General features: G+C 43.3%; 17 protein-coding genes and 1 tRNA gene. 16 read left to right on the top strand and 2 right to left on the bottom strand.

Translation table 11 applies throughout. The features are described 5' to 3' along the window. The first annotated feature begins 239 nt into the window (after nt 1-239). The 15 genes from menB to F1644_RS12830 all read left to right on the top strand — a co-directional run bounded on the left by menB (nt 240) and on the right by F1644_RS12830 (nt 18,332). Nucleotides 240-1,061: a 1,4-dihydroxy-2-naphthoyl-CoA synthase gene (gene menB / locus F1644_RS12900; RefSeq protein WP_087419323.1), complete on the top strand. Its 822-nt coding sequence runs from the start codon at nt 240-242 to the stop codon at nt 1,059-1,061. A 59-nt stretch (nt 1,062-1,120) separates the two neighbouring features. Beyond that, nucleotides 1,121-1,672: an RNA polymerase sigma-70 factor gene (locus F1644_RS12895; protein ID WP_118302934.1), complete on the top strand. Its 552-nt coding sequence runs from the start codon at nt 1,121-1,123 to the stop codon at nt 1,670-1,672. Nucleotides 1,673-1,735: 63 nt separating this feature from the next. After that, nucleotides 1,736-2,809: a FecR family protein gene (locus tag F1644_RS12890; RefSeq protein WP_118302932.1), complete on the top strand. Its 1,074-nt coding sequence runs from the start codon at nt 1,736-1,738 to the stop codon at nt 2,807-2,809. 316 nt (nt 2,810-3,125) lie between these two features. Continuing rightward, nucleotides 3,126-6,482 carry a SusC/RagA family TonB-linked outer membrane protein gene (locus F1644_RS12885; protein ID WP_118302930.1) on the top strand — a complete coding sequence of 1,119 codons (3,357 nt, stop codon included), beginning with the start codon at nt 3,126-3,128 and terminating at the stop codon, nt 6,480-6,482. 11 nt (nt 6,483-6,493) lie between these two features. Continuing rightward, nucleotides 6,494-7,954, top strand: coding sequence for a RagB/SusD family nutrient uptake outer membrane protein (locus tag F1644_RS12880; RefSeq protein ID WP_118302928.1), 1,461 nt, complete (start codon nt 6,494-6,496; stop codon nt 7,952-7,954). A 7-nt stretch (nt 7,955-7,961) separates the two neighbouring features. After that, nucleotides 7,962-8,711, top strand: coding sequence for a DUF4843 domain-containing protein (locus tag F1644_RS12875; protein ID WP_118302926.1), 750 nt, complete (start codon nt 7,962-7,964; stop codon nt 8,709-8,711). A gap of 20 nt (nt 8,712-8,731) precedes the next feature. Further along, entirely contained in the window at nt 8,732-10,375 is a 1,644-nt protein-coding gene (locus F1644_RS12870; protein WP_087419317.1) for a PKD-like family lipoprotein, read from the top strand. A gap of 2 nt (nt 10,376-10,377) precedes the next feature. Next, nucleotides 10,378-11,517: a TlpA disulfide reductase family protein gene (locus F1644_RS12865; protein ID WP_168044459.1), complete on the top strand. Its 1,140-nt coding sequence runs from the start codon at nt 10,378-10,380 to the stop codon at nt 11,515-11,517. A gap of 17 nt (nt 11,518-11,534) precedes the next feature. Beyond that, entirely contained in the window at nt 11,535-12,896 is a 1,362-nt protein-coding gene (locus tag F1644_RS12860) for a TlpA family protein disulfide reductase (RefSeq protein ID WP_118302922.1), read from the top strand. An 83-nt stretch (nt 12,897-12,979) separates the two neighbouring features. Beyond that, nucleotides 12,980-14,038 carry an o-succinylbenzoate synthase gene (locus F1644_RS12855; RefSeq protein WP_118302920.1) on the top strand — a complete coding sequence of 353 codons (1,059 nt, stop codon included), beginning with the start codon at nt 12,980-12,982 and terminating at the stop codon, nt 14,036-14,038. Between the two features lie 5 nt (nt 14,039-14,043). After that, nucleotides 14,044-15,069 (top strand): AMP-binding protein, encoded by a 1,026-nt coding sequence (locus tag F1644_RS12850; RefSeq protein ID WP_118302918.1) that lies wholly within the window; start codon nt 14,044-14,046, stop codon nt 15,067-15,069. A gap of 57 nt (nt 15,070-15,126) precedes the next feature. Beyond that, entirely contained in the window at nt 15,127-16,041 is a 915-nt protein-coding gene (locus F1644_RS12845; protein ID WP_118302916.1) for a glutaminase, read from the top strand. Between the two features lie 63 nt (nt 16,042-16,104). After that, on the top strand, nt 16,105-17,367 hold the full coding sequence (locus F1644_RS12840) for a FimB/Mfa2 family fimbrial subunit (protein ID WP_147344489.1): 1,263 nt from the start codon (nt 16,105-16,107) through the stop codon (nt 17,365-17,367). Nucleotides 17,368-17,466: 99 nt separating this feature from the next. Next, nucleotides 17,467-18,183, top strand: coding sequence for a YebC/PmpR family DNA-binding transcriptional regulator (locus F1644_RS12835; protein WP_087419310.1), 717 nt, complete (start codon nt 17,467-17,469; stop codon nt 18,181-18,183). A gap of 73 nt (nt 18,184-18,256) precedes the next feature. Continuing rightward, nucleotides 18,257-18,332: transfer RNA gene (locus tag F1644_RS12830), tRNA-Lys, on the top strand. A 375-nt stretch (nt 18,333-18,707) separates the two neighbouring features. On the opposite strand, the gene F1644_RS12825 is transcribed toward F1644_RS12830, so the two are convergent. Continuing rightward, on the bottom strand, nt 18,708-19,853 hold the full coding sequence (locus tag F1644_RS12825; RefSeq protein ID WP_189021482.1) for an IS256 family transposase: 1,146 nt from the start codon (nt 19,851-19,853) through the stop codon (nt 18,708-18,710). A gap of 73 nt (nt 19,854-19,926) precedes the next feature. Here F1644_RS12825 and F1644_RS12820 point away from each other — a divergent pair, with 73 nt between their 5' ends. Next, on the top strand, nt 19,927-20,229 hold the full coding sequence (locus tag F1644_RS12820; protein WP_118302908.1) for a nucleotidyltransferase family protein: 303 nt from the start codon (nt 19,927-19,929) through the stop codon (nt 20,227-20,229). A gap of 512 nt (nt 20,230-20,741) precedes the next feature. Here the strand turns inward: F1644_RS12820 and F1644_RS12815 are convergent. Next, nucleotides 20,742-21,146: an XRE family transcriptional regulator gene (locus F1644_RS12815; RefSeq protein WP_118302906.1), complete on the bottom strand. Its 405-nt coding sequence runs from the start codon at nt 21,144-21,146 to the stop codon at nt 20,742-20,744. Between the last annotated feature and the right edge of the window lie 371 nt (nt 21,147-21,517).

The following is a 21,517-nucleotide window of genomic DNA, read 5'->3' as shown; positions in this document are numbered from 1 at the left end:
CTTGACATCAGTTTCACATCAAAAACACTGGCGAGTATTCTTGCTATGAAGATGCTATGTTCATGCTATGTTCATGATCCCGCCCAACGTCGAAGAAGACATAGACCTTCCACGAACAAAGCCATGACTTTCTTCCCTGTACCATCACGCGAATTCTTTATATCGAACCTCGTTAAAATAAAAATTATCATGTACATTTGTCGTTACACTTTGTAAAAACTAAAAATAACATACCGGATATGTCAAAAAGAGAATGGACTACAATCAAAGAATATGAAGACATTCGATTTGAATTCTTCGAAGGAATAGCTAAAATAACCATTGACCGCCAGGAAGTTTATAATGCTTTCCGTCCGCAAACCAATTTCGAAATGCTGGATGCCATAAATATCTGTCGGGAACGGAGTGACATTGGTGTTGTTGTACTCACGGGGGCCGGGGACAAAGCGTTTTGTTCCGGAGGTGACCAGAAAGTGAAAGGAATAGGAGGCTACATTGATGAAAACGGGGTCCCCCGCCTCAACGTACTCGACCTGCACAAAGCCATCCGTTCTCTTCCGAAACCCGTCATCGCCATGGTAAACGGGTACGCCATCGGCGGAGGCCACGTGCTTCATGTCGTGTGTGACCTCACGATCGCTTCCGAGAATGCCCGTTTCGGACAAACAGGACCTAAAGTCGGTAGCTTCGACGGGGGATTCGGTTCCTCGTATCTCGCCCGCCACGTGGGCCAGAAGAAAGCTCGTGAAATCTGGTTCCTTTGCCGCCAATACACCGCCAAAGAAGCCGAAGAGATGGGGATGGTGAACAAGGTGGTTCCCTTCGATCAACTGGAAGATGAAACCGTGGACTGGTGCAAGACCATCATGCAACGCAGCCCGATGGCCATCCGCATGATCAAACGGGCATTAAATGCCGAATTGGACGGTCAACACGGATTAATGGAATTCGCCGGGGATGCCACCCTGATGTACTATCTCATGGAAGAGGCACAAGAGGGTAAAAATGCCTTCCTGGAGAAACGAGACCCGGACTTCAAAAAATTCCCCAAATTCCCATGACAAGGAAATTCGCATCTTTTTAGTATCTTTGTTATCACAAGGGTTTTTCATAAAACACGATGCAACATAATTTCGACATAACAAACAACGGGGAAATCGTTGATGCACTTATAAAAGGAGATGAAGCAACTTTTGCCATGGTCTACAAAAGCTACTTCACCTCCTTAAGAAATTATGCCACCACCATCCTCTCGGATCAAGAAGCCGCTTATGAAATTGTTCAGAATCTTTTTGTCACCTTATGGGAAAACCGGAAAAAACTAGACCGGGAAAAATCTCTCCGCAACTATCTTCTTCGGGGAACTCACAATAATTCACTACGCTACCTCAAAACCCACTCCCTTCATCAACTGCATCACGAACAGATAAAACAGGAGACAAGCGAAGAAGAAGAAAATACCATCAACCATGATCCCCCGACAGATCCCGAAACCCTACTGGCTAACATCCTTAACGAGCTACCGGAAAGAAGTAAACAAGTGGTCATCATGAGCCATATCGAGAATAAAAAAAGTACTCAAATCGCCAAAGAACTGGGCATTTCTGCCCGGACCGTAGAAACGATTCTCTACCAGGCCATGAAAAAACTTCGGGCAAAAGCAAAAAAATAACATTTTCGAATACGTAGTTTCGAAAAGTCAAGTATTATATAAACAGATTAGAGAGAAACACGCATGAAAACAAATGCAGGGAAATATTTGAAACGCCCCATCGGGGAGAACGAGGAAGAGTTACTGGAGGAAATATGGAACTCACTTCCCCCCGTGGAAAACGATGATCAAATGTTGGACGAAAACTATCGGAACGTGAAACAAAGAATACATAAACATACCTTCAGACGCCGTATCATCTACATTTCAAGTAGTGCAGCTGCGGTATGCTTATTTATACTTTTGCTATTCAGCCCCGAATCATCCGAAAAATCTCCTGTATTTGCACAATTAAATGATATGGGCATATCTATCAGCGAACAAAAAGTTCAATTCATGATAGGAGATTCCATCGTGGCCAACCTGAACACATCAGCCAGAATGAATGTCAACCCAAACGCGAAGACGACCTTACAATCCGCCACGGGTGAGGAAATCACCCTGCAAGAGGAGACCCCACTCAAGATATACGTCCCCGCGGGAAAGCGTTTCGATCTAGAACTGACGGACGGCACTCACGTGTGGTTAAATTCGGACACATGGCTCGAATACCCGGCAACATTCGCCTCTGCCAAAGAGAGACGGGTAAAAATAGAGGGAGAAGGCTTCTTCGACGTCAAACCGGATGCCACAAAACCTTTTCACGTGGAAATCCCCGGAGGAGAATCCATTCGGGTATTGGGGACCAGTTTCAACGTTTCAGCTTACTCGGATAACGAAGAGAATATCACGACATTGGTTACCGGGAAAATTGAATACTCACTCCCCACACGAACTGAAGCCATCGCCCTCTTACCCAATGAACAAGTACGGGTAAACAAAACGACGAAAGGAGTCACGAAAAACGAGGTAAACACCTCCGAATTCGCCATGTGGAAAGAAGGAATCCTCTATTTCAACAATGAGAAATTACCCGCACTGGCAAAACAGCTTGCCCGAATGTACGGCATTGAAATAAAAGTAGCAGAAAAATACAACGATACTTGCTTCTCCGGTATGATCCGGTATGAAAGAGGTATTGATTACATCACGAAATTATTAACAACAACAAGTAATATAACGTGTAGCATTGAAAACGGTATCATTCATCTGAAGTAAAAACAAAGGAATAACATATTGAATATCTGACCGAGGACATTATCAAAACGTAATGCCGGGGGAATTGTATACTCAAAAAAATAACACCAAATACAAAACCTAACGATCAAATAAAATGAAAGAGAGAACATTACCGGACAAAAGTACCTAGAAAACAGTAGCAACATATTAGCGAAAAAATATCGAATGTAGATAATAACTCAAAAAAGGAAAGACTTTATCACGGATAAAGCCCTGGGATTTGTAACCCTAAAAAAAAAGGTTTATCAAGCAAATAAACAACTAACAATCAATTAATAACAGTAACATAAATATCATGAAAGAAGACACTTCATCCAATCTTAGACAAGTAATTCCCTGGACCCAGTTCACGGGAAAAATGATCTTGCCTCTTTTCCTGATCATCGTATTTTGCAGCATGACCTACAATTCACATGCGCAGGAAACGCGTCTCAATCTTAAACTGGAAAATACGACCCTTCTGGATGCTATCAAACAAATCAGCACCACCACGGGAATGGAATTCTTTTATAATGCAGGACAGGTCAAAGCTTATGACAAACGCATCTCTAAGGAATTCACAAACGCCCCACTAACACAAGTACTGGAATTTTTGTTGGACAAAACACCTTTCACGTACAAACTGGAAGATAAAACGATCGTTATCGTACAACGTCCGGTACAAGCTAATACCCCCAAGATAAAACTTATCGAGCTAAAAGGTGTCGTGTTTGATAAAGATACCCGTGAACCCCTTCCCGGCGTAACCGTCATGATCGAAGGAAGTCAGCAGGGTACTGCAACCAACGCCAACGGAGAATTTATTTTCCCTATCGATTCGGGGAACTACAACATCATATTTTCTTTTATCGGTTACGAAAGATTAGTAAAAAAATTCGATGGTAACAACAGTGCGGAATTTCAGGAAATACAACTTACCCCCGCCGTGGAAACCATCGAGGACGTCGTGGTGACCGGAATATACCGAAGAAAAAAAGAGAGTTTCACGGGATCGGCAAGCACGTACAAGGTGGAAGATTTGAAAGCCGCCGGTACACAAAATGTACTTCAGAGTATCAGAACGCTAGACCCCTCTTTCAAGATTAACGTCAATAACCAATTCGGCTCAGACCCGAACCGGTTGCCGGACGTGGAGATTAGAGGTAAGAGTAGTGTCATGGGATTAAAAGAAGAATACGGAACCGATCCAAACCAACCGTTATTTATATTGGACGGATTCGAAACGGATCTACAGACCGTCATGGATTTGAACATGAACCGGGTAGCCTCCGTAACACTTTTAAAGGACGCCGCCTCCACAGCGATTTACGGTTCAAGAGCCGCCAACGGTGTATTGGTTATTGAAACGAAAGTTCCGGAAAAAGGAGTTCTTTCACTCTCGTACAAAGGAGATTTCAGCATAACCATGGCTGACCTATCGGACTATAACCTCATGAACGCACGGGAGAAACTGGAGTTTGAAACCAGAGCGGGAAGATACACCAGCACCACAAACGACCCGATGGACCAAATCACGCTGGACAATCTCAGAAACCAACGTTTACAAGACATCGAACGAGGCGTTAACACCTACTGGCTCAGCGAACCGATTCGCACGGGTTTCGTTCAGAAACACAACCTCTACGCCGAAGGAGGCGAGGAACGCATCAGATATGGTCTAGGTTTAAGTTACGGCAACACGCAAGGCGTCATGAAAGGCTCAGATCGTCAAACGATAAGCGGAAATATCGACTTGGTCTACCGCACAGGTAAATTCCAATTCAGCAATAAATTTATACTGGATTACATGAAAACGAATGACCCGGCCGTTCCTTTCTCGGAATACGCTCAAGCTAATCCTTATTTCAGGAAATACAATAGCGAAGGCGGCATCGACAAATATTTATACTACACGGAAGATCCGGAAGAATATTCCGTACCCAATCCCTTGTGGAACGCTCACTTGAATAATTACGACGTGCAAGATCAATTCGGATTCACGAATAATTTCATCCTCGAATGGTTTGCCACGGATGACCTGCGTGCAAGGGCCAAGTTCGGGATTACCAAGAACAATTCGACAGCCGAAGTACGTCTTTCCCCGCAACACAGTGATTTTGACGAGGTAAGCGACACAGAAAAAGGACTTTACACAAACGCCCAAACGAAAAACCTGAATTACGAAGGGGACATTTCTGTCACCTATGGGCACTTGTTTGCGGGGAAACACATGGTGAACGCCGTGGCCGGATTCAATTTCAGTACCAAGGAAAATTCCCAAAACGGGTATAAGGCAATCGGATTTACAGAAGATGAATTTGACGCCCCGTCTTTTACCAACAGTTACCCGGCAGGGTCTAAACCGACTTACACGGAAAGCAAAACACGTGCTGCCAGTTTCTATATCAACGGGGGCTACGCTTATGACAATCGCTATCTATTCGATTTCAACTACCGCAGTGACGGAACTTCCGTGTTCGGAACAAACAACCGTTTCAGAAACACGTGGTCTGTCGGTTTAGGTTGGAATATCCACTCTGAAAAATTCATGGAGAATTGCGATTTCTTCCAACTATTAAAACTCAGAGGCTCGGTCGGAAACCCGGGAAACCAGAATTTCGCCTCTTATCAGGCATTCTCTACCTATGCTTTCACGCACTGGATGAGTAATATTTTCGGAACCGGAGTTATTCTTGAAGGATTGGGCAATCCCGATCTGGCATGGCAGGAAACCATCAATTATAGCTTGGGAGCCGACATCACAATGTTCAACGAACGAGTGAATGTCACCTTGGATTTATACCGGAAAAAGACCGATCCACTAGTAGCAGCCATCACGACACCGAGTTCTATCGGGGTGAAAAGTGTCATGATGAACATGGGGCAATTAAAAACAGACGGTATTGAAGTTACGTTAAAAGTTTCTCCCATTTATCGCCCGCAAGATCGTTTCGTATGGAATATCAGTCTCAACGGAACACATGCCAAGTCAAAATATTCCAAAATCGGGAACAGCTTGCAATCCATGAACGAACAGAATCAGGCAAACCTGAACACTACTAGGTACTACGACGGTGGTAGCCCCACCGATATTTGGGCGGTAAGATCGGCAGGTATTGATCCGGCGACAGGTCAGGATTTGTTTATCAAGAAAGACGGTACTTACACTTTCACGTATGACAAAAATGATGAAGTCGTGGTCGGAAACACGGAACCGAAACTGGAAGGAGTACTCGGTACAACCCTTTACTACAAAGGTTTCTCGTTCGGATGTTACCTGCGTTATCAGCTAGGAGGTCAGGTTTTCAATAGCGCTCTTTACGAGAAGGTAGAAAATATCGACAGGGAAAGCATTAATTATAACCAAGATAAACGGGCTTTATACGACCGTTGGAGTACTCCGGGACAAGAGGCAAAATTCAAAAGAATTTCTCTTTTCCAAACAACTGAAACCTCTTCCCGTTTCGTGATGGACGAAAACACGCTAAGCGGAGAATCTTTCAACATCGGTTACGAGTTTACCCAACCTTTCATCAAGCATGTCGGTTTGTCTACATTGACCGTGCAAGCTAACATGAACGATATTTTCAGAGTTTCATCGGTAAAGAGCGAGCGAGGTATTGACTATCCTTTTGCACGCACGATGTCATTCTCTATATCTGCAACCTTTTAAACGGAAGAATTATGAAAAGAAAAATACAATTAATCACGCTTATATGTTGCACCCTTGTTTTCGGGGCTTGCGACAGTTGGTTGGACGTGAAACCTTACGACCAGATAGCGGAAGAAGACCTGTTGAACTCGGAAACCGGTTTCCAGAAATTACTGAACGGCGTGTATATCGAGTTGAACGACGAGAACCTTTACGGAAGTACCCTCATGGTGGAAATGCTAGAACTCATGGGCGGAGCCTACAAGATCGGCGACGACCAAGGGAAATGGGGGAATTATATTGATTTAAACAGCTATAAATACAGCACTGAATACTGGCGGGGACGCTTGGATAAAGTTTGGGAAAAAGCTTACGCCCTGATCATGAACTGTAACAAGATTCTTGATAACATAGAAAACCGGGAATCACTCTTCACGGGTATCAACTATGACATTATCCGGGGAGAAGCCTTGGCTTTGCGTGCCATGTTGCACTTCGATATGTTACGCCTGTTCGGCCCGGTTTACATGAACAACCCGGAAAACGAGTGTATTCCTTACTATTTACACCAATCACCGAATGTAAACGATTTATTACCCGCGAACAAAATCATGGAATATGTCATTCATGACTTGCAAGAAGCGGAGAAAGCGTTGGCAAATGACCCGATCATCACAAAAGGTACTTTAATGGAATCAGCCGGGAATGAATCCAATTTCCTGCGTTACCGGGCATTACGTATGAACCATTATGCGGTACAAGGGCTCATGGCACGAGTTTATCTCTATGCCGGGGATAAAACCAATGCATCCATCTACGCCAAAAAAGTGATCACGGCGGCAGAAGCGGGCACATTCCCATTCACGGAAAGAACGGAAGCCAAGAGTGACCGGATTTTCTCGTCAGAGGTCTTATTTGCCTTAACAAACACAAATCGGGTTCTATTATTCAAAAATTACCATGATCCCTCTCGTAATCCGGCGTTTATATTTACCATGGATGAAAAATTATTGAATTTCTTGTACTCGGCACCGGGTTCCTCTACCACAAGCGACATTCGTTTCGAGGCAAACTGGGAACAGGCCACACTTCCCGGATTGACAAGCGGCGCCCGGTATTTCTATAAATACAATGACATGAGTACCACCGGGCTAATCCAGAACACGATGATCCCCATGTTAAGATTGGGAGAGATGTATCTGATCGCCGCGGAAAGCGAATCGGAAACTCTGAATGACGGACTTCCATATATCAACACCTTAAGAAATAAACGAGGTATTTCGAACCTCGGTTCCCTAACGACAACCGAGCTTACTTACGAATACATGCGCGAATTATATGGAGAAGGACAATTGTTCTATTTCTATAAACGGACGTTTACAAACATCTTAAATAGAACGAACAATAGTGGAAGTAAACCTGCAGGTCAAGCGGCATCCACCCAAGTTTTCGTGGTGCCTTTACCCGACACAGAAATTAATAATCGACAATAACACGCGAATGATGAAAACAAGCAATATATTTATATGGATTATGCTCATTATAGGATTAACCGCTTGTTCGGAAGAAGAGGTTAATAACTATAGTGCAAATGAAGGAATCTATTTCAACCAACGCATAAGAGTAGGAAATATCCTGACAGACAGCACGAACTTCACGTTCGTGTACATCGAGGAATCGCAGAACGAGGCCATTGTATCGATCCCGGTTCAGCTGGTCGGTAGGGCAACCGACGAAGCTCGCCCTGTAAACATCAAAGTTGTTGGGGGAAGTGCAAAAGAAGGGGATGATTTCGTGTTACCCGCCAATCCGGTATTACCTGCGGGAGCCAGTTCGTTCAACTATGAAATCACGCTGAAACGGACGACCGCATTGCAAGAAGAAGCGAAAACAATCGAGATCGCTATTGAAGAAAACGAACATTTCAAACCGATCATCACACACGAGATCACGGATATCCAAAGCGGCACGGATGTCTCTACTATGCGTCATAAGATCGAGTTCTCGGAACTATTCACCGAAGCTCCCGCCGCTTGGTACACGTATATATATCCATTTACCCCTCAACGTTTCTTCCTGACCTGCCGGGTGATGGACATCCCGCGCTCGGACTTTAACGATTCATCAAAAATAACAAGTGCCCGATTCCAATATTTAATATCAGAAATGAGAAAATATGTAGCGGAACAATTGTTATTGGAGACTCCTGACCCGGAAATCTTTGACGAGAATGGAAATACCATCTTTTAATTACAATAAGAAGATAGACTATGAAACAGATATTATATAGAATAAAATCACTTTTTTTACTTGTTGCAATAGCAGGTGGAATCAGTGCTTGTGCGGACGATAAAGGTAATTATAATTACCACGATATTCCGGAAGTAAAAATTGAAGGTATCGGTAGTTCGATCCAAGCTTTGGCATACCAAAATTTGTCTATCCCCGTGCAACTAGATGGCTTGGAAGCCGATGAGGATCGATATGAATACGAATGGCTGGCCATCCGGCAATTCGAGGCGGAAGACGCAAATGATTCCGCAAGTGAAGTGTTGGCTACCACAAAAGAATTTAATGATATTATATCTTTACGTCCAGGTCCTTATAAATTGATTTACACGGTAAAGGACAAACACCTGAACGTGTTTTATCAACAACAAGCGAATCTTTCCGTCGTTACAACCACTTCCGAGGGCTGGGTCCTTCTGTGTTCCGAGAATGGTAATGTTCGCCTGGATATGATCTCAACTGTATTGGGAGAAGAGGTACATTCGAAGGATATGCTTGCCGATTCGGATATGCCTTTCAAGAAAGGGCCGTTGGCTCTCATTGCTCTTAGTCCCGAAAACACGGAAGATATGAGTTCTGTACAACAAGTAGATCCTACCTCCCCATTCTATTTGCTCACAGAAGAAGGAACTACCCGGCTACATAAAGATGCTTTCGAATGGAAAGAAGAATATCTCATGAAATACGAAATGGGAGATATGAATGATGCCAAACCTATGCATATCACATCAGCAGGCTATTACCGCATGATGGTAACACCAGAGGGGGTATTTAGCAGTAATTATAGTATGGGAGCAGGAGCATTATGGGAATCAAGATTAAATTATCTTCGTAATGACGATAACACGAAAGAATATATACAAATCGCACCATACGTGGGATGTAACATCACAAATCCGATGCAATTTGCCCCGGTATTTATGTTCTATGATTTAGACCACAAACAATTTGTTTATCATCCGGGAGGAATGTATGGGGGATTAACCGGAGATCAAACTGTAGGTTGCTTGAGCATGAACGACGATGAAGCCGGAGGCAATGCTTTTTCATTCCCGATGGGTTACAACTACGTTTACATGGAGAATAGTGGACGTAACTACTCCGAATCCGCCATGATGCCCGGTTTCTTCAATAATATCACGTTCACGATCTTGGAGAACAACGGAATTTATCACCTTTACGGAATTACATTAGACGACTATTATATGGCATTGATGGGAATGCCGGCATACACGAAAACCCATTACGCAAACCTCTCTAATTGCACTGATATAACACAAGCGGAACATTTTGCATTCAGCCCCTTAAACGATCAAATGTTTTATGCCGTAGATGGAAAAGTCTACCGGGTAAATCTGGACACGAGTACCCCTTCTTCCGAATTTCAGTTTGAAGTTCCGGGAGAAATCACTTGCCTGAAATTTTATCTATACAGGAATGCAGAAAATGCCAGACGTTCTTACGACCTGATCGTGGGCAGTGACAAGGGGGGTACTGACGGAGGTGAACTCAGAGTGTACGAGGCGGTTGATAACCTGGCACAAATAACCGATTATAAAGAATACCATTCCGGTTTCGGCAGAATCGTGGATATTATCTATAAAGAACCTCTAACTCAAGAATAAAAATGAAACACATTTTATTTATCATGTTCCTTCTATCCATCTTCAGTTGTACAAAACACAACGGGTACTCCCTCTCGGGGGAGGTACCCGAAGCTTGGGAAGGTAAACCCGTGTTCTTGATGCTTAATGACATAAATCAACCTTATGCCATTGACAGTACCCAAATATCAAACGGGAAATTCCTCTTGGAAGGAAAATTTGATATTCCCCGTTATTGCAGCGTACTCATTTACCTGGATCCCAATAACCGTTCGGATCGGAGTAAACTGGTCAATTTTTCGCTCTTTCTTGACAGTACGGCCGTGAAAGCGGTTTGCGACAATTCAGGAAAGGCTCCCGTGTTCAGCATTTCGGGAAGCAACACACAAGATGCTTTCCAAAATTATACAGATCAGATACAACCTCTTCAAGCCGATCGCAAAAAAACGTTCACTGCCTACACCCAAGCCTATTACTATGGTAACGACTTGACCAAAGCGATAGATCTGGCCAAACAAACGACAGCAAAGGCACGAAAAATACAAGATGCCCAAATAAAATATATCAAAGATCATCCCGAATCCGTGATTAGCTTACACGTCGCACAAGAACTCTGTAAAGGCAACTCATCACTTTCTCGGCAAGAGACGGAGCAACTGTTCACGGCACTCTCTCCCCGTTTACAAGAATCCGAAATGGGGAAATCACTGCGGGAAACAATACAACGTAAACAAATATTCATCGGACAACCTTTTCTGGATAAAGAACTTATCGTCCCCGATGGCAGCAGTAAAAAGATCTCCGATTTCGTAGAACCCGGACATATTACCCTGATCGAATTCTGGGCTTCATGGTGTCAGCCCTGCCGGGCAGAATTCCCCCACATCCGGAAAACATACGACAAATATCATCCGAAAGGATTTAATATCGTGAGTATCTCCATCGACTCGAAACGGGAAAACTGGCTCACGGCCTTAAAGGAGGAAAACTTATCCTGGGGCCAACTACTCGACCGGAGAACACCCCCGGGAGAATCTGCATTCAAAGCATATAACTTGACGGGCGTTCCTTCCTCCATTCTCGTGGATGCTCAAGGAAATATTCTTAGCATAAACGCACGAGGCGGGTGGCTTGATGCCGCAATGCAAGAAATATATGATTAATAATTAATATCATCGAAATGAGAAATCTTATATTTATCATCTTATTCTTTATCGCTAACGCTTGTTCGAATTCACAAAAAAACAAGGACGATATTGTTGTCAATTTCAACGTTCAGAACCCGACTTACTCCAAAGTCGCCATTGTTCAAAGCCCGGAATTAATCGACGAAATCGAACTGGACAAGAACGGTAAGGCCACCTGTACCTTACAAGGCGATTTAATATATGCCCGCTTGTTCTATGGCGAAGAGTCCAAGAATGTCTTTTTTCAAAAAGGGGACCAACTTACTATCTCCTTCGATGCCGGTAAATTCAAGGACGAGATTCGATTCGAAGGCAAAAACGCCCCGGTCAATGACTACCTCAACGCGATCACATACACGGAAATCGCTCCGGATGAATACGGTCGCCCGCTAGACGAGCTAATCACACTTGTTCAACAAAAAACAGACGAGGCAATCAAATTATTACAAGCCAGGAAACTAGAAACCGTAAATCCCGATTTCGTTACCTGGGAAAAAGGACGTATAAAATACATGTATGCCTTCAATATACTCATGCATCCCATGGGATATGCCTACTTGACACAAGACACAAGCTATCAGCCGGGACCGGAATATTACAATATGTTAAGCCAACTCATACAAGGAGACGAACAGCTTGTTCATCTCCCGTTATACAGGGAATTTGTTGCGGAAGCGGCAATCCTCCTTGCCTCTCCGGGAAAACGGATACCGAACCTTTACGACAGATGCGTGAGTCAAATGAAATATCTTGCCGAAAACATCCAGAACGAAAAGGTAAAACAGGTCATTCTGAACGATATTGCCATGAAATACGTGAAGAAAAATGGAATTCGCAACATTACCGATCTGGAAAATATCTATAACGCTTACGTCACCGATCCCGATCTACGAGCCGCATATAAAGAGATTCGTGATCAATGGGATCTCACATCGGTCGGACGCCCATCTCCTGACTTTAAAGGACAGGATATTAACGGGAAAACTTTATCCTTGAAAGACTTCAACGGGAAATACCTGTACATCGACGTTTGGGCAACCTGGTGCGGTCCCTGCAAAAAAGAAATCCCGTTCCTGAAAGAACTGGAGAAGAAATTCGAAGGAAAAAACATCACGTTCCTAAGTCTTTCCACCGATCAGAACAAAACAGACTGGGAAAACATGGTTAAATCCGGAGAACTCTCCGGCACCCAACTTCTAATCGGGCGAGGCAGTCAATTCCAGAAAGATTATAATATAAATGGAATTCCTCATTTTATACTACTCGCCCCGGAAGGAAAAATCGTTAACGCCAGTATGATCCGTCCTTCCTCACCGGACATCGAAAAAGTTTTAAATGCCTTACCCGGCATTTAATATACAAATCAAGGAGTTTTAAATAAAACTCCTTGATTTCATTTATAGAATACCTTACTTTTGCTTGTACTAAAAAATAAACTATGCTACAAGCAACATATTCAAAATATAACCTACACTTCAAGCAACCGGCAGGAACTTCCCGAGGGATTCTCACGGAAAAAGAAACTTGGTTTATCAAAGTCTGGGAGTCGGAACAACCCGAAATATACGGATTGGGAGAGTGTGCTTTGTTTCGGGGATTAAGTGCAGACGACCGCCCGGAATTCGAGAAAATATTAAAAGAAACCTGCGAAGGTTTCAGCAACCTACGTGACATCCGCTACTTGCAAGATTGGAGTTCTATCCAATTCGGCTTGGATACCGCTCTCGCGGATTTAAAGCATGGTGGTAAACGCATCATTTACCCCACCCCTTTCACCGAAGGACAAACAGATGTCGAAATCAACGGTTTGATCTGGATGGGTTCCAAAGATTCCATGCGCCAACAGATTATCAAAAAGTTGGATGCAGGCTTCCATTGTATTAAATTGAAGATAGGAGCTATTGATTTCGAGGCAGAGCTAGACTTGTTACGCATGATTCGGTCACAATTCAGCAAAGAGCTAATAGAACTCCGGGTTGATGCCAACGGAGCTTTCTCCCCGAAAGATGCACCCCGCAAACTGGAACAATTGGCTAAATATGATATTCACTCTATCGAACAGCCCATCCGTCAAGGACAATGGGAAGAAATGTCTCGTCTATGCCGAAATACCCCGATCCCGATTGCCCTAGATGAAGAATTGATCGGAATCGAAGGATTCAACAAAGACAAGCTACTTGATACTATTCGCCCCCAATACGTCGTAATAAAACCATCTCTTTTAGGCAGTTTTTCGGGTTCATGGGAATGGATTTCCCGCTCCCGAGAACGTAACATCGGCTGGTGGATTACTTCCGCGCTGGAATCCAATATCGGGTTGAATGCCATTGCACAATGGACGGCTTATATTTTGGAGTGTCACCCCACGGGTATGCCTCAAGGATTGGGAACGGGGCAACTCTACACGAATAATATCCCTTCACCCTTGGAACAAACCGGCTCGACCATCCGGTACAACCCACAGGCAAGCTGGAATTTATCCCCCATTTCGTTTTAAAAGCCATGAACATCAGACTAAACGGTAAACGGTACACGGATTTAAATATGCTCACGGGAAATATCGACCCGGAAGTCATCGCCTTTTTACAGGAATGGTATAACGAAAAAGAAGAAGTTATCGGGCATACTTCCGGTTCCACGGGGAAACCGAAGGAAATCCGGTTACTAAAAAAAGACATGATCGCATCCGCCAGCTTAACAAACGAATATTTCCACATCGGTCCTCAATCCCGCTTGTTACTTTGCCTTTCCCCGACTTATATCGCAGGGAAAATGATGATCGTCCGCACCATCCTCTCGGGAGCCGACCTGATCACGATAAAACCGACCTCTTCTCCCCTGCAAAACATCGAGAACGACATTGACTTCGCCGCCATGGTTCCCATGCAGGTTGAAACCACCTTGACCAACCCGGAAACTCGTTCCCGATTCGCTCGCATCAAGCAAGTGATCATTGGCGGGGCAGCTGTTTCCCCCACGTTAGAACAAGGTCTTCAAGAACTGCCGACAAGATGTTACGGCACCTATGGCATGACTGAAACCGTTTCGCATATTGCCCTGCGGGAAATCAATGGCGAAAGAAAATCTCCCGCCTATTTTGCCTTGGGAAAAGTGTCCTTCTCCACGGACGAAAGAGGATGCCTGGTCATCAACACCCCGCATCTCCAACAACAGAGATTCATCACGAACGATATTGTCCGGCTTGTTGACACCACTCATTTCGAATGGTTGGGACGCCATGATAACGTGATCAATTCCGGTGGAATAAAACTATTCCCGGAAAGCATAGAAGCCCGTATCGCCTCTTTTCTAAGCCAACGTTTCTTTATCACGGCTGAAGACGACAGTCGGCTAGGACAAAAAGCCGTGCTTGTCATAGAATCGCTCCCCTGGGACGAGGCCAAATGTCTGCAATTGCTATCCCGACTTAAATCCTGTTTATCTCCTTACGAAGTTCCCAAGAACATATATTTTCAAGAACATCTCACGGAAACCTATTCTGGCAAAATTGTACGAAAAATAAAATAAACACGTACCGATGAATCATTTACTTTCTTATCTTTGCCCCCGTTTAAAACGTTTGCAATGGATTACAAGGAAGTTATTGACAACATATATAACGAGGTAAAACCCCTCTTCGGACAAGGTAAAGTAGCTGATTATATCCCTGCCTTGGCAAATGTCAACCCGTGCCAATACGGGATTGCCATAGCCACTCTCGACGGTCAGATCGTCGGCACGGGAGACTACCAAACCAAATTCTCCATCCAAAGTATTTCGAAAGTCTTTACTCTCGCCATGGTCGTTCGCCATATGGGGGGAGACCTGTGGCAATACGTGGGCCGGGAACCTTCCGGAACCCCGTTTAACTCGCTGGTTCAGTTGGAACACGAACAGGGAATCCCGCGTAATCCGTTTATCAACGCCGGGGCTCTCGTGGTTACGGATAAAGTGATGAACCTTTACCACCGGCCGAAAGAAGCCATCCTGCAATTCGTGAGAAGCGTGGCCGGAAACGACGACATTTACTATGATAAAACGGTGGCCCAGTCCGAATTTGAACACGCTAGCCGGAATCAAGCCCTGGGACATTTCATGAAAAGTTTCGGTAACATCGATAACGACGTGGATTCGCTGATCGACGTGTACTGCAATCAATGCAGTATTGCCATGACGTGCGAGGATCTTGCAAAATCATTTCTGTTCCTGGCCAACCACGGGATCAACCCGCACAATAACGAGAATATCCTCACCGTGAGCCGCTCGAAACGCCTCAGCGCACTCATGCTGACCTGCGGTTTCTACGACGAATCCGGAGAGTTTGCTTTCCGTGTAGGAATGCCGGGCAAAAGCGGTGTCGGAGGAGGCGTGGTAGCCATCATCCCGGGCAAGCTCAGTATCGCCGTGTGGAGTCCCGAACTGAATGAACACGGGAACTCGTACATGGGAATCGAAACGCTCGAACGGTTTACCACGAACATCGGGATCTCTATTTTTTAACAAGACTTCACCTTGCTAAAAGTTACAAGTTGCAGGTTTACCAGTTACAAGTTCAAAAACACAATGAGAAAAATAATATTTTTACTGGTAACGCAGTTTGTACTTTTTTCATGTCAGAAAAGCAAAGTCATGGAAGGGCAGGAGATACGAATCCCGCTTGAATGTAACACTTCCGAGGAATTTTCCATACACCACTTGCACCTGTTTGCCATTGACCGGGATAATCGTATCGCCCGTCATGAAACGTTTACATCATCGGACATTCATGAAAACACACTTCATGCTACTCTCCCTCTAGGCAGATACAGATTAGCCCTCGTGGCCAACGCTCCCAAGGGAAACATGGTTATTCCGGAAACCGGAGAAACACTTGAAAACTTGTTCCTTTGCCTACCACATGAAGAAAACACTTACCAAGAGGCCAGTGACATCTCCACGGCTCTACAAAGTGTCAGTATCACGGAAAATAAAAATGCCCTTCCCCCAATTCGACTCTTCCGGAGAACGGGAACATTACAGGTTTCTCTCCATGCGATTCCAAAGGAAATATCCAACCTAAATCTGGAATTGTCTTTCATCCCGTCCTCGGTCAGTTTTTCCGGATCAACCACTAACACCTTCGGCACGATCACGAAACCCGTGGATAATCAAGGAAAAGTAATGATTCGGACCTTCCCCGCCAAAAAGGGGGAAACCACGCTTTCTGTTACCTATGATGAAGACAACACACCAAAGCGAAAAATTATCCCCTTCTCGATAGCTATTGACACGAATCAAACCATTCACGTGGAATGTAATTTCCCGGAATTAACCGAAGGCGGGATACAAGGAAACGGGGAAAGCTTATTACGGAACGGAGATTTCGAGGAATGGAGTAACCCGGAAAAAGAACCCGACCATTGGCACTTTTATAAAGACGGGAAAGACAGTATCGCCCTCAAGATCACGGGCTCCCAAGCCCGTTCCGGACAAGCGGCCTACCTACAAGGTAAAACTTACCTGTACCAAGATGTAGAAATTGAAGCCGGCAAACGCTACGAGATAAAAATGCACGTGAATGCCCCTTCTCCCTCTTTTCCGTGGAAATATTACTGTTACTGGCGTAAAACCAAAAACTCGGCACTCCCGGCAGAACACAACAAACCCATACAAGCCCAAAGTTACCTGAAACAAACGAACGGCTGGATCAACGTGTTCAACGGCAAATCATTCATCGCCCCAGAAGGAGCCAAACTTTTACGGGTAGAAATCCGTACCTATGGCAAAGAGATCATACCCGAAGAGGGAATATATATTGATGATTTCAGTGTAGAACTCGTGGAATGAAACTCATTCTCAACACAAAATCGCTGAATTCCTTTTTTGTTTTAAGTAGAAAAACTAAATTCGCGTTTCAAATTGTTATATAAATAAGATTCACATCATATGGGAAGAGCGTTCGAATACCGTAAAGCACGGAAGCTAAAGAGATGGGGCAATATGGCCCGTACGTTTACCAGAATAGGAAAAGAAATTGATATTGCCGTAAAAGCCGGCGGTCCGGACCCAGCGAATAACACGCGTTTACGTATACTTATCCAAAACGCCAAGGCTGAAAATATGCCGAAGGAGAACGTCGAAAGAGCTATCAAACGCGCCGTTTCAAAAGATACTTCTGATTACAAGGAGATCGTTTACGAGGGATACGGTCCTTTCGGTATCGCCATCGTGGTAGAAACCGCAACCGACAATAACACCCGTACCGTTGCTAACGTACGTCATTGCTTCAATAAATACGGCGGTTCTTTAGGAACAACCGGTAGCCTCGATTTCTTGTTCGATCGGAAATGCGTGTTCAAAATTACCCGCCCAGAGAACTTCGACCTAGAAGAATTCGAATTGGAAATGATTGACTACGGTGCCGACGAAATCTTCGAGGACGAAGAAAATCACGTGATCATCTACGGTTCATTCGAAGCGTTCGGGGCTATTCAAAAATATTTGGAAGATAACCACTACGAAATGGTCAGCGGAGAATTCGAGCGTATCCCTCTTGATACAAAAGAATTAACCGACGAACAAAGAGAAACCGTGGACAAATTGCTGGAGAAATTAGAAGAAGATGATGATGTAACTAACGTTTATCACAACATTAAAGAATAATTTTCTTGCAGATTAAAAAATATTGTTGCATATTTGCACCCGCAAAACGGTTAAAAGCCCTTGCAACAAGGAAGACTTCGTAGCTCAGCTGGTAGAGCAATTGACTCTTAATCAATGGGCCGTGGGTTCGAGTCCCACCGAGGTCACCAACTTGAAAATCAAGCTAATAGAGCGACTAGAAACAACATTCTAGTCGCTCGTTTTTTCATCAAAGGACAAACAAATAGACAAACATTTGAAAAAATACCATTTTCCAAACACAAAATATTAAATCACACAACAAACTACAAAATCATAATTTATAGCGTTCATAAACCTTACTTCTTACAAACATATACTTTGAACCTTTTCCACCTTGCAACATTAAAGCATCAATATTATTTCTTTCCCTATAAGAAGGTTGATATATAGAATTCTTAGGTATACCTGTAAAATCACGATAGTGTCTCAAAAAGTGTAAATGATAGTGTTTCAAAAAGTGTGTAAATTCCTTCTTTTCTCATGCATGCAAAATTATAAATAGTTCAATAAAATAATCTTGATTCTAAAAAATTATAAATAGGATATTTATAAATATCTGCATTTTGGGCTACCGTTCCCATGAGTAGTATGACGGCTTGGGGGTTTGGCATGGCGCCCCTCATGTTGATCACCCTCTTGTAATCCCTGTTCAGCCTTTCGATCCAGTTGGTGGTGTAAATCATCCCCCTGATTTCCCTCTCGTACTTGAAGTAGGTGAAATAGAACCTGTACCTGTCGTGGCAATATCTTTTCAAGACGGGATAACTTTTCTGCCACCTGGCAATAAACTCTTTAAATTTTTGGAATGCCTGTTCCGGGGAGATCTCCCACTGGTCGGGAGTACAGATCTGTTTAAGTTCTTCCATGACCTGTTTCTTGTCCCTGGGCTTGACTTTCCCAGCTATATTCCTCTTCAGGTGCACGGTACATAATTGTAAATCTGCTTTTGGAAAGGTTTCTGCCAGCACGTTTTCAATGCCGGGCAGTCCATCACACACCAGGAGATCAATCACGCCCACGCCTCTTTCCTTGAGGTCTTCAAACACGTCCTTCCAGTTCGTGGCACTTTCCGTGGGGAAGTTCACCACGGCCAGCACCTCGCGGGTTCGGTCTTCTTTCACCCCCAAAACCGTGTAGTAAGCCTCGTTGGAAACGGAATCATCACGACGGGTGAGGACATAGGTGGCATCAATGTAAATTATCGGGTAACGATGATCCAGTTCACGACCTAGCCAGGCATTTACATCCTCGCGGGCCGTGTTCAACAAGCGGCTAACCTGGCTTTTACTGTAATGTTTCCCGTAAAATTGCTCGTAAATTTTACCCACTTGTTCCGTGGTTAAACCGCTGCAATAAAGGCTACTCGCTAGCTTTTGAGCCTCTTCTTCCTGGTCTTTTAGCACCCCCAGTAACATCGGGTAAAAATGGTTGTTACGACTACGCGGGACCCGAAGCTCGAAGACCTTACCGCCATGACATACTCGACGACCACGAAAACCGTTACTCACGTCACCACGTGTCTCGTTATGAAGAGCACGTTCCGATAACATTAAACTCTCTAAGCCTTGTTTGACCAAGCCTTGTAAACCTAGTTCACCGTTTGTGATTTCGGAAATTATTTCCGAGATTTGTTCACATGTAAATTCCATAATAATTCATTTTTGAAAATTGCATTACAAAAATAATCAATTCGGAATTTACACACTTTTTGAAACACTATCTATGAAACAGACTATTATCGATAAACTAAGAGAATTTTTCACACTACAACCCGTGGAAAAGGTATGGATTTTTGGCTCTTACTCTCGTGGGGAAGAATCAAAAGAAAGTGATATTGATATACTTGTCCGTTTTGACAAGAGTGCGAATGTTACTCTTTTCAAATATATTAGCATCGTGAACGCCCTACAATCCCTTCTCCGCAAGAAAATTGATCTCGTGGAAGAGGGACAATTAAAAGATTTTGCGAAAGATTCGGCAGAACAAGATAAAATATTAATCTATGAGAGAAATATCTTATCCTAAAAAAGTTTATTCCTAATCATCTTTTTATTTCAGTCACCCCAACCCCTCATCACAAAATTACAGATCAAGAATAGACGCATCTCAACAAATACTCTAATACACAATACTTTCTCTTGTATATCTCCGTTATTTATTCGTTATCCTATCGTTAAAGCATAGCTCTATAGGAACGAAGAAATAACGAAAAGACAAGGGAGACATAATAACAGGATGTAAGCTTTGGTAGGGCGAAAAAAAGTAACAGCAAGAGAGTAAATCACGATCTTAAATCTCGAATCACAAAAACGGCATGATCACCATCAAACCAAAATCAAGGGAAATCCCACGGAGAACCTAGGGAAATAATCCCCCTTATTCGAAGTTTATTCGATGCTTACTCTGAGCTTAGTCATCCCGTAATGTTTGAGCCACGAGTAAGCATCGAATGATCTCTGAGGAAGTGAGATTATTTGGGTTAAATTACTGCTTTATTTGGGGTGGATTAGGGTAATGATACGAACAGTTCAAATAAATTATTGCTTTTTCCTTTTCGCTTTGCCTTTCTTTTCCTTTGCCTCTCTCTTTTCCCGTCCTTTTTCCTCTGCATCCTTTATCATCTTTTCATTCCTTATTCTTACTTTGGGATGCAAATCCATGTATTCTTCAATAGTATCCGTTTCCACGTAAGGAGAAGGCATAAAATCAGCAATCGAGCATTTGAAAATCTTAGCAAGTTCATTAAGTTGATTTAAATTGTATTTTGCAGTATATTTTGGACTCTCTGCATAAAACACGTAAGTAGGACTTAATCTCAATTCCATGCAGAGTTTTCTTTGGCTCATTTTCGCCGCAATTCTATATTCTTTAACCTTATTGATGACATAAAGTTCTATTTCCGTGTTCTTGATCTTTCCTTTATTTTCCTGTTTTGTTGCCATTTCGAAAAAATTTAATTGATAAAGGAAAGATTTTTGTTAAGAATATTTGCTAATATATAATTTAGCACTATATTTGTGCATAGAACCTCTCAGAGGGTTATTCAGAATGCTAATGCATGAAGGCAGAAATGCAAGAAGGGAAGTTACACCTTTAATAAAAGGTTGCAGTATTGTTAGTATATTGAATAAGTGTGGAGTAAAATGCATATTTTTTAACCATTTAACGAAACAATTATGAAACAGAAAGTATTGCCCTTATCAAGAAACAAGCCTTATCAAATCAGCACGGACATCTTAGAACTTGTTCCCAAATAGAGCATCCCAATAGACTTGTATTCATGTGACCATAACTAATACGTAGAATTGAGTTT

This window comes from Butyricimonas paravirosa (genome assembly GCF_032878955.1).
Lineage (GTDB): Bacteria > Bacteroidota > Bacteroidia > Bacteroidales > Marinifilaceae > Butyricimonas > Butyricimonas paravirosa.
The sequence above is the reverse complement of the archived record's forward strand: the minus strand, read 5'-3'. Positions and strand labels throughout refer to the sequence as shown.